The organism is uncultured Idiomarina sp. (assembly GCF_964010655.1).
Lineage (GTDB): Bacteria > Pseudomonadota > Gammaproteobacteria > Enterobacterales > Alteromonadaceae > Idiomarina > Idiomarina baltica.
Genome location: NZ_CAXGLS010000062.1, coordinates 1 through 10203 on the forward strand (window position 1 = coordinate 1; position 10203 = coordinate 10203).

10 protein-coding genes are annotated in these 10203 nt (G+C 48.5%); 2 read left to right on the plus strand and 8 right to left on the minus strand.

Translation table 11 applies throughout. The annotated features are described in order from the left end of the window. Positions 1 to 75 precede the first annotated feature (75 nt). From merA to merT, 3 genes are read right to left on the minus strand one after another with little or no spacing between them, the layout of a single operon-like run. Positions 76 to 1479 (minus strand): mercury(II) reductase, encoded by a 1404-nt coding sequence (merA, locus tag ABNS04_RS11550; RefSeq protein ID WP_272977606.1) that lies wholly within the window; start codon positions 1477 to 1479, stop codon positions 76 to 78. A gap of 55 nt (positions 1480 to 1534) precedes the next feature. Beyond that, the gene (merP, locus tag ABNS04_RS11555) at positions 1535 to 1834 is read right to left on the minus strand and encodes a mercury resistance system periplasmic binding protein MerP (RefSeq protein WP_272977605.1); all 300 of its coding nucleotides are present in this window, start codon (positions 1832 to 1834) and stop codon (positions 1535 to 1537) included. Positions 1835 to 1847: 13 nt separating this feature from the next. Continuing rightward, positions 1848 to 2198, minus strand: coding sequence for a mercuric ion transporter MerT (gene merT / locus ABNS04_RS11560; RefSeq protein WP_272977604.1), 351 nt, complete (start codon positions 2196 to 2198; stop codon positions 1848 to 1850). Between the two features lie 74 nt (positions 2199 to 2272). Between merT and merR the strand changes: the two genes are divergently transcribed. After that, the gene (merR, locus tag ABNS04_RS11565; protein WP_006956210.1) at positions 2273 to 2716 is read left to right on the plus strand and encodes an Hg(II)-responsive transcriptional regulator; all 444 of its coding nucleotides are present in this window, start codon (positions 2273 to 2275) and stop codon (positions 2714 to 2716) included. Positions 2717 to 2764: 48 nt separating this feature from the next. Here the strand turns inward: merR and ABNS04_RS11570 are convergent, their stop codons facing one another. The 5 genes from ABNS04_RS11570 to ABNS04_RS11590 are packed head-to-tail and all read right to left on the minus strand — an operon-like array spanning position 2765 to position 9658. Next, entirely contained in the window at positions 2765 to 3100 is a 336-nt protein-coding gene (locus tag ABNS04_RS11570) for a YnfA family protein (RefSeq protein ID WP_006956209.1), read from the minus strand. A gap of 2 nt (positions 3101 to 3102) precedes the next feature. Then, positions 3103 to 3990: a cation diffusion facilitator family transporter gene (locus ABNS04_RS11575; RefSeq protein ID WP_348671518.1), complete on the minus strand. Its 888-nt coding sequence runs from the start codon at positions 3988 to 3990 to the stop codon at positions 3103 to 3105. A 59-nt stretch (positions 3991 to 4049) separates the two neighbouring features. After that, the gene (locus ABNS04_RS11580; RefSeq protein WP_006956207.1) at positions 4050 to 7247 is read right to left on the minus strand and encodes a CusA/CzcA family heavy metal efflux RND transporter; all 3198 of its coding nucleotides are present in this window, start codon (positions 7245 to 7247) and stop codon (positions 4050 to 4052) included. 11 nt (positions 7248 to 7258) lie between these two features. Continuing rightward, positions 7259 to 8404: an efflux RND transporter periplasmic adaptor subunit gene (locus ABNS04_RS11585; RefSeq protein ID WP_006956206.1), complete on the minus strand. Its 1146-nt coding sequence runs from the start codon at positions 8402 to 8404 to the stop codon at positions 7259 to 7261. 3 nt (positions 8405 to 8407) lie between these two features. Further along, entirely contained in the window at positions 8408 to 9658 is a 1251-nt protein-coding gene (locus ABNS04_RS11590) for a TolC family protein (protein ID WP_006956205.1), read from the minus strand. 211 nt (positions 9659 to 9869) lie between these two features. Between ABNS04_RS11590 and ABNS04_RS11595 the strand changes: the two genes are divergently transcribed. Then, entirely contained in the window at positions 9870 to 10055 is a 186-nt protein-coding gene (locus tag ABNS04_RS11595) for a hypothetical protein (RefSeq protein WP_006956204.1), read from the plus strand. Positions 10056 to 10203 lie beyond the last annotated feature (148 nt).

The window sequence follows — 10203 nt, forward strand, 5'->3', positions numbered from 1 at the left end:
TAGCTTAACCTATCACCAACCAGCAGCTAAACCCGAAATATTGGTAACTGTCCAGTGAAGTTAAGCTAGGTTATCTCATCCAGCGCAGCAAGATAATTGCTTAACATCTTTAGTGAATGTTTGAGCACATAACTTTAAGCCTTCTACCATCGTAAGGTATGGGAAGAGCTCATCAGCCAACTCATTGACTGTCATTCCTGCTCTTATCGCCATTACAGCAGCTTGAATCAACTCACCAGCTTCTCCTGCGACGACTTGAACACCGAGCAGCCGGCCGCTGCCACTTTCTGCGACAATTTTTATAAACCCTTGGGTATCGAAGTTAACCAATGCCCGTGGGACATTTTCAAGGCCCAACGTGCGGCTTTCGGTGACGTAACCACCAGTTTTAGCATCAGCTTCTGATAAACCCACCGTGGCGACTTGTGGATCAGTAAAGATAACCTCGGGCATGGCACTGAGATCAAGATGCGCATCACCGCCCGTCATGTTAATAGCGGCTCGGCTGCCGCCTGCGGCGGCGACATAGACAAACTTCGGCTGATTCGTACAGTCGCCTGCCGCATATACTCTTGAGTTAGAGGTTTGCATGCGATCGTTAATCGTTATTGCACCGCGTTCAGTTTGTACACCGATGGTTTTTAAATCGAGGTTTTCCGTATTGGGCGTACGGCCTGTGGCCACGAGCAGTTGTTCTGCTTTTAATGTTCCGGCATTGGTTTTGAGAATGAAGTGTTGTCCGTCGTAACGCACTTCGCTGGCTTCTGTATGCTCAAGCACATTGATGCCTTCGCGATCAAAAACAGTCGCTATTGCTTCACCAATGGCAGGCTCGTCTTGGGATAACACTCGACTGCGGGCCAAAACAGTAACGTCACTACCGAGACGCGCGAAGGCTTGTGCTAACTCAAGAGCAACGACCGAGGCTCCAATAATAAGGAGGCTCTTAGGAATGTCATTTAGCTCTAATGCGCTTGTCGAAGTAAGGTAAGGGGTTTCAGCTAAGCCGGGGATGGGTGGTTGTGCGGGTCGGGCCCCGGTGCCGATAAAAGCACGGTCAAAGTGAACCGTTTGCTCACCGCCATCGCAAAGTGATACGGAAAGAGTTTCATCGTCTATAAAGCGGGCTTCGCCGTTAATAACGGTAATGGCGGAATTCTCTCTAAGAATACTCTGGTATTTGGATTCACGGAGTTCTTCTATCCGAGCCTGTTGTTGCTCGAGGAGAGTTGATCGATTTACCTTAAGAGTATGAGTACTTAAGCCTTTATCAAAAGGGCTTTCTCGCCGCAGTTGGGCGATATGAGCCGCTCGGATCATGATTTTAGACGGGACACAGCCAATATTGACACAAGTTCCGCCAATAGTACCTCTCTCAATGAGCGTCACTCGGGCACCTCCTTCAGTCGCTTTGAGTGCCGCAGCCATCGCACTGCCGCCGCTACCAATGACAGCAATGTGTAAATTGTTACTACTCATAACGGTTACTCCTTGGTCTTTCAGTTTTACAGTAGCTATAAGGTATTGTGATGTTTCATGACTGATTTTTTGCCGCCGTTGCTTTCAGTGTTGATGGGTATCCTGCATTTGTCGTTGCTTCAGTAAGCTCCTTAACTGACGTTTTTTCGTCGTCGAATGTCACTGTTGCATCCCGCTCTTCAAAACGGACATCGACGGCGCTCACACCTGCGACTTGGCCAAGTGCAGCTTTGACGGTAATTGGGCAGGTGACGCATGTCATACCGGGTACTGATAGCGTGACGGTTTTCTCAGCCGCCAATGCGGGCATGCTAAACAGTAAAAATAAAATGGTTGTTATCATTGCTTTTTTCATCGTGTATTGCCTCCTAGTAAAAGAAAGGAACAGCATAGGGGTACGCCAGTGCTGTTAAAGTAAGCACCGCAACGAGCCAAAACATCACTTTGTAGCTCTTACGAGCACTTGGCGTTGCGCAGGTGTTATCAGGGTTGCAGTCATCAGCACGCCGGTATATTCGACGCCAGGCAAAGAATATGGCAATCAATGCAATGGCAATAAAAATGGGTCGATAAGGCTCAAGTGCTGTGAGGCTCCCAATCCAGGCCCCGGATACACCGAGTGCAAGTAATATGAGGGGACCCAGACAACACGCAGATGCCAGAGTCGCTGCGATCCCTCCCGCGAGAAGAGAGCCCCGACCAGATTTTGAATTTGACATAAGAGTAACTCCTTCGGGCATTTTGCTTTAATGTGTTAATCTTAGACCCGTACCTCACTACGGAAGCAATAGCTATGTTAAAAAAACGCAACGTAATGACAATTGGCACGCTGGCCAAAACAGCCGGCGTGGGCGTGGAAACGGTGCGCTATTATCAGCGCCGAGGGCTAATGAGCGAGCCGGAGAAGCCGTATGGGGGGATCCGACATTACGACGAACAAGCGCTTGCTCGGCTTCATTTTATTCGCGCGTCTCAATGGCTCGGATTTAGTCTGGATGAAATTGGTGAGCTATTAACTCTGCAAGATGGCGCTCATTGCGATGAAGCACGGGAGCTTGGAGAGCAAAAGCTCACCAGTGTTCGTCGAAAGATATCGCACTTACAGCAAATTGAACAAGCGCTGAATGAGTTGGTGCAAAAATGCAGCGCCGGACACGGAGATGTCTATTGTCCACTGATGGCGTCGCTTAATGATGGGGTTGAGGACGCTACGACGGACAAACATAAGGTGCGCTAGTCTGTGTAAAACTTTTGAGTGGAGTTCTTTAACTGAATTGCTTTATAGCTAACGCCAGCCATACACAAGAATCCCCATACCGGTTAGCACAAACGTCGTGCCAATCAGGTCGAAATTGGATAGTGGCGATTTATCGACAATTCGCAGCCAGACTATGGCAGTTAACACGTAAATACCACCATAAGCTGCGTAGACCCGCCCGCTTTCCGCTGGATGAAGTGTTAATAAGTAAGCAAATAAAGCTAAGCTTATTGCTGCCGGAATGAGCAACCAAACGGAATGGCCCTCTTTGAGCCATAGGTAGGGTAAATAGCAACCGACAATTTCGGCAATTGCGGTTGCAATAAATAACCCGAGCGTTTTCAATAAAAATAATGCACTCATTATCAGTTGTCCCTACACGCTTCATCAGGATCTTCTAATTCTACTGTTGTATGGCTTAAAGCATAGGGCGCAAGGACGTTATCGATGCGCTGTTTTAAGTCGCTACGAGCCTCAATATCAAGGTTCTTAGTTAACACCAAATGAACGGTTAATACATGCTCCTCGCCATCTAGTGACCAAAAATGCAGATGGTGTAGGTCAGCAACATGAGGTAGCTCCAGCAAAGTGTCAGCGACTTGTCTGTAGGTTTCTTTGTCCGGAGTTGCTTGTATGAAGAGTTTCAGCGTTGCCCACAGGTTGCGCAGCACATTCACTAAAATAAATAGAGTAAAACCAATCGACAGTAGCGGATCGAGAATTGGCCAATCCACAAACAGCAAAACAATACCAACGATAAGTACAGTAACCCAGCCGAGAACATCTTCCAGCAAGTGCCAGTTAATAACGCGCTCGTTTAACGTTTTACCTTCTGACAATTTGTAAGCGGCAAATCCATTAACTGTAATGCCAACGACGGCTAAAGCGATCATGCCATCAGCGATGGGCATTTGAGGGTTCCAGAGTCTGGGAATCGCTTCCACAAGTACCCAGGCAGAGCCTGCGATTAAAACAACGGCATTAATAAATGCACCGGCAAGATTGAGTCGCTTATAACCGTAGGTAAAGTGTTGGTTAGCCTGTTTTTTGCCCAGCTTATTAAGTACCCACGCCAGGCCAAGCGACAAGCTATCGCCAAGATCATGAACGGCATCAGCTAAAATGGCGGTACTGTTGGTAAGAAAGCCACCAATAAACTCGATAATGGTGAAAACAAAGTTAAGAACAAATGCCCACCCTAATCGGTTGGACGGCATGTCCTTTGAGTGATCATGGTTATGGTGATGCCCCATAATACGTTCCTCTTTGTAGTAGAAGGGGCGGCAATAACCGCCCCCTTAAGTGCTGAACCCTAACGGCTCAGATCCTTAATTTTTTGTTTCGAAAACCAAGGATAGAGCACGGGTAAGATAACCAGTGTTAGCAATGTCGCAGACACCAAACCGCCAACAATGACGGTGGCCAATGGACGCTGAATTTCAGCGCCTGCGCCGGTTGCAAACAGCATGGGAATGAGTCCTAACGCTGAGGTTATTGCCGTCATTAATACCGGGCGTAGTCGCGACCATGCGCCATCAAACACGGCATCATTAACTGCATGCCCATCGGTTATTCTCTGGTTTATACTTTCGACCAGAACCACACCGTTTAGTACCGCCACACCAAACAGTGTGATGAAACCCACGGCGCTGGGCACCGATAAGTACTGTCCTGACACATAGAGAGCCACAATACCGCCGATGACTGCCAATGGTACATTCACCAAAATCAACATGGCTTGACCCATGGTGCCGAAAGCAAAATAAAGCAGCAGGGCGATGAGTGCCAGCGATATGGGAACGACAATGGACAAGCGCTCCTGTGCTCGTTGTTGACTTTCGAACTGGCCACCAATATCGACTGAGTAACCGGTTGGTAAATCCACCTTCTCGTCAATCGCCTTCCGAATATCGGCAACCACGCTACCCATGTCACGACCCTGAACGTTCGATTGAATCACAACGCGACGCTGTACATCATCACGACGGATTTGCGGTGGTCCTGATTCAATTGCGACGTGGGCGACTTCGCCTACGGTTACCCAGGCTCCCGAAGGAGTTAACAAGCGTAACGAGCGAATAGACTCCGGCGTATCGCGGAATTGCTTGGCCAGCCGCACGTAAATATCATAGCGCTCATTACCGCGAATGATCTGGCCTGCCGAAGCGCCACCCAAGCCATTGTCGACAACGCTAAGTACATCGGAGACATTTAAGCCGTAGCGTGAGAGTTGTTGGCGTTTCGGCGAAACCACGAGTTGTGCTTCACCTTTTATTTGCTCCATCGCTACTGCAACGGCCCCGTCAACCTGCTTGACGGCACTTTCTATTTCCTGGCCTTTACGGGCCAACACGTCAAGCTCGGGTCCAAATAGTTTGATGGCTAGCTGCGATTTTACACCTGAGAGCAGTTCATCAACCCGTGTTGCAATAGGTTGTGAAAAATTAAACAACAAGCCTGGGTGAGCATCTAGTTTTGCCTCCATTTTTTCTTGTAAGGCGTAGCGATCGGATGCCGTTGTCCATTCAGACTGCGGCTTAAGACCCACATATAACTCGATGTTGCTGATAGGCTCTGGATCGCCGCCCACTTCAGCTCGTCCAATGCGGCTGAGTGCGTAGGTGGTTTCCGGGAACGACATCAGGATTTTTTCAAGCTTCGGAGCCACCTCTAAGGCCGTTTCAAGGTTAGAGGAGGGGGCTAATGTCACGCGAATATTAATCGTGCCTTCTTCCAATTCGGGCGCAAATTCTGTGCCGAGACGAGGCACTAACACCAAAGCGCCGACAAACAGCACACCGGCCAGGGTAATAACAGCCTTTTTACTGCGTAACGCCACCGATAATAGTCTTTTATAACCATTATCTAGTGGTTTAAGCAGTTTATTTTCACGAGGCTTAATACCCCGACTGAAAAAGTAACTGGCTAATGCCGGTACAACCATGATGGCCACAAAAACCGCGGAGATAATGGCCAACATAATACTGATAGCCATGGGCTCAAATAATTTAGCTTCAACACCCTGAAAACTAAACAGTGGCATAAAGACCACCAAGATAATCATGGCGGCAAAGAATACCGGTCGTGCCACTTCGTTCGCCGCTTCCTTAACTCGCAGCTTGATACCATGGCTATCGAGTTTGGCTGCCTGAGGATCTGGGTCGCGGTGCTCTGTGCGTTGCTCGGCGTCGTCTTGGTGTTCACTATCCGGACGACTTAAGTGCTTAAAGATGTTTTCAACCATCACCACGGAGCCGTCGACCAGCATACCAATGGCAACAGCAATCCCGCCCAGCGACATCAGGTTAGCTGACATGCCCATCGCGGACATTACCATCAGGGCAATGGCGATAGAAACGGGAATGGACAGTAACACTAAAAAAGTAGCGCGTATGTTGAGCAAAAACAGTGCTAATACTGCGATAATAAAGACAAAGGCAATGAGCAGTGAATATGCGACCGTAGATACGGCTTTTTGTATTAAATCGGCCTGATCATAATACGGCTCAAAGGTGACACCCTCGGGTAATGCTTGCTGAATAAGCGGAATGCGCTTTTTAATACCGTCGATGGTGGCTTTGGTATTCGAGCCCTTGCGTTTGAGCACAATACCCGACACCACTTCGCCCAGCTGGTTGACCTCGCCGTCGACTTTACGCGACATTGAGACCGCTCCCTGGCGAATTTCACTGCCGATTTCGACGTCGGCAACCTGTCCCAGTGTTACGGAAACGCCGTCAACGGTTTTGAGCGGTATTTGTCGTATTTGTTGCAGGCCTTTTTTACCGCTTTCCAGCCAGCCGGTGCCGCGAATAACCAACTGCTCCTGACCGCGGGGCATATACCAACCACCAACGTTACCGTTATTCTTGTTGACCGCGCTCATCACATCTTGCTGGGTAAGGTCGTAAGACAGCAGCTTGGCGGGATTGAGGTTAACCTGATATTGCTTAACTTCACCGCCAAAGGACAAGACTTCGGTAATTCCCTCAACGGGCATCAGTAGCAGTTTAACCACATAGTCGTTAAGACTGCGTAGCTCCATGCTACTGACACCAGAGCCCGGCTCGGCAAGTAGCAGATACTGATAAACCTGGCCGAGACCGGAAGAGTTAGGGCCCATTTCGGGCGTGCCGACTCCCTCTGGAATCAACTCCTTTGCCGCTTGCAGCCGCTCGAATACCAGTTGCCGGGCAAAGTAGATATCGACACTCTCGTCAAATACCACGGTAATGCCCGATAAACCTGTTTTTGAGATTGACCGAACTTCTTTGACGTCGGGCAGGGCATACATCACCGACTCTATCGGATAGGTAATAAGCTGCTCGACTTCGGTCGCTGCTAATCCTGGTGCTTCCGTATTTACCGTTACCTGAACGTTGGTAACATCGGGAAAGGCATCCAGATTAAGTTTGGGAATAATAAAAAATGACGCAATGCTGATGCTGAATAAAGCCAATACCAATAACAGGCGATTGGCGACAGCAAACTGAATAATGCGCTGAAACATACAACCTCCTGTTAGTGGTTATGTGGGTCAAAACCGCCTTTAGCGATTTGTGAGCGAACGAAAAACGCGCCGTTGTCTACGTATTTTGTGCCTTCCTTAACGCCTCGAATAACTTTCCACGGACCCTTTTCATCAACCAATTCGACTTTCTTCGGTTCAAACTTTCCGGGTTCGTGCTCAATGAATATCTGCCAGTCACCATCAGGTGCCCGCATTAAGGCTGAGTCCTTAACTGCAAGCACCGGTCCATCGGACTTGACTGAGAAATAAACATCCGCAAATAAACCAGGGTGTAATTGGTCCTTTTCGTTATTTACCCCAAGTCGTACCGTTCGGGTTCGGGTTTTATGGTCTATTGTGTGGCCTTCCTGAATGACTTTTGCCGCAAAGCGCTGATTATCGACACTTACCGTAACAGCATCACCAAACTGCACATTAAGGTCAGCTGAGCCTGGTAGCCGAGCATTAACCCACAGGGTTTCTTCTTGCAGCACTTCAACCAAGTGGTTACCGGCATTAACTTGCTGGCCCTGCTTAAAGTTATCGCTAACCACAATCCCGCCAATTTCTGAGGTCAGTTGGTATTCGCCGATAGGGTAGTCAGCTTTACTTAAACGCTTAATATCACTGGCTGACATACCAAATGCTTTGAGTTGCGCTTGCGCTGAGGTAAAGGCGTTTTTCGCTTCGACAAAGCGTTTTTCACCCACCGTTGACTCACCGAGCGACTGCACGCGTTGCCATTCGTTAAGTGTGACCAAATACTGACTTTGCGCCTCCGCCATGATCGCGCTGAAGAGGGTGGCTAGTGGTTCACCTTTTTCGACGTGGTCGCCAATACTGACAAAACGTTTGAGCACGGTCGAATCGATGCGCGGACTCACGATATAGCTATTAAAGTCGTTAGCAACCACCTCGCCCGGGGCATAAACCGGATATTCAATGACTTGAGTTTGCAAGGTTCGCGTGGTGATATCTGCCATGGATAGCTGCTTGCTGGATAGCTCCACGCCTGAGCTTTCCTTATGTTCACCTTGCTCGTGTTTGCCTTCTTCCTTGTGGGTATCTTCTTTTTCGTCGTGTCCGTGTTCATCCTGCGCCATAACCGAAAAGCTCAGCGCAAGTGCTATTGCTGCGTATAAAGGTTTTACTGACATCGTTTACTCTCCAATCTCTGCGTTTGTTGGCTGGCTTAACGGCGATAACGTCAGTGCTTTACTGAGTTCGCCCGAACGGTACAACCATTCAATGGCGGCCAACCGATATTGTGTTTGCAGCGCTATCCCTGCAAATTGGCTATCGAGCTGCTGTTGCACAGCGGTGAGGTAGTCTGTGGTGGATAGGTCACCGGCGAGCCAGGACTGCTCAATCACCTGCATCGACTCATCCTGCCGAGATTGAAAGTCTCTTTGCCAGCTTTGCCACTGTTTTTTCACAAAACGATAATTGTTAAGAGACGATTTCAGTGCTGCTTGCCATTGTTGCCTTAGTGCAATCAAACGTTTTTCTTCAGCAACAGCTTCGCTATTGGCTGCGCGCACCGCATCGCTGTAGTTATTGCGAACCTGTAGTGGAATGCTGAATGATAAGCCAATTACTGTTTCGTTATCGCTCTCGCCCGCTTCGACGCCTACGGTTGGGTTGGCGGTGGTTAACGAGCGTTTCCAGTCGACATCGGCGCGCTTTAATTGCCATTGCAGGTAAGCGGCTTTTAACGCTGGATGTTGTTGCCAACGAGCCGTTAACGCAGGTTCAACGTTAAATAGCTCCTCATTAATGGAGAGTTGACCGACATCAGACGTTGTTAGCAGAGCGTTTAACTCTGCTTCAGCGGATTGCAGTTGTTGATAAGCCGCTGCCGTTTGTTGCAGTTGCCGACTTAGCGCGAGTACCGTCAGTTGTTCGTCGACGGCACCTAAGTCACCGGCTTTACGTCGTTCGGCAACCAGGCTTATCGCCTGTTTAACGATTTTCTCTTGCTGCTCAGCCAGTGCGTAACGCTGTTTTGCGTCCAGCCATTGCACATAGGCATTCAACAAAGTTTTAGCATGCGATGTCGCCGACTGGCGATAAATACTCACTGCCATAGCCGTCATGGCGTCACTCTGACTGGCCCTTGCTTCATTGCGAGTGCTCCAGTCCAGCGTCTGGCTTAGACCAACAGCGTAATTATTGATGTCACCCTCGCGCTCTAAGCGTGACGATAAGCTAGGGTTGTACAAAGGCTGATTTAATTGTTTGCCCTGTTGGATCAGCGCTTCAGCCTGCTGTTGAGCGGCTTCAACACTGGGGTGTTGCTGCACAGTTTTTTGCCATTGCTCGGGCAACTGTTGTGCATTGGCGTAGCTTGAACTTATTGCCAGACTTACGGCAACAAACAAGCGTTTGCTATGTGTCGAAAACGGACCCATAGATAGACTCCTCAGTCATATTACTGCGTAAAATAATGATTTAGTTGCGCTGCTAAAGCAGCGTATTAGGCAGCTATGAGGAGATGGGAGGCCGGAACAGCGGCGATGATAGTGGGTTAGTGTAAAACTCAGTATACCCAAGACGTATTGTGCCCATTCGTGGTAACGCGAGAGTTTTTTCAGCCTTCATGGCATATAAATGAAATGAACCATGGCAGTGACAGCAATGATGGTAGTCAAAGCTGATTTCGCCACTTTTAGGGAGATTGCGCTTATCGATGTGGGATTCGTCATGCTCAAAATTGAGGTGTTGCTCAGAAGAGGATTGGTGAGATTGATGCACATCAGCAACCGCCTGACTGATTTGAGTCAGAACAGCAACAAGCACCAGTATTAAAAATCCGAGTCTAAGCATCATTACCTATGGTTTAAAAAGGCGTCACTACGGTACATTAATTAAAAGTCGTTCTCAATCAAAGCTTGAACTTCCCATAATTTAAAAGATATATCATCAAAAAGAGTGGTTCTGTTTTGATTACTACTAA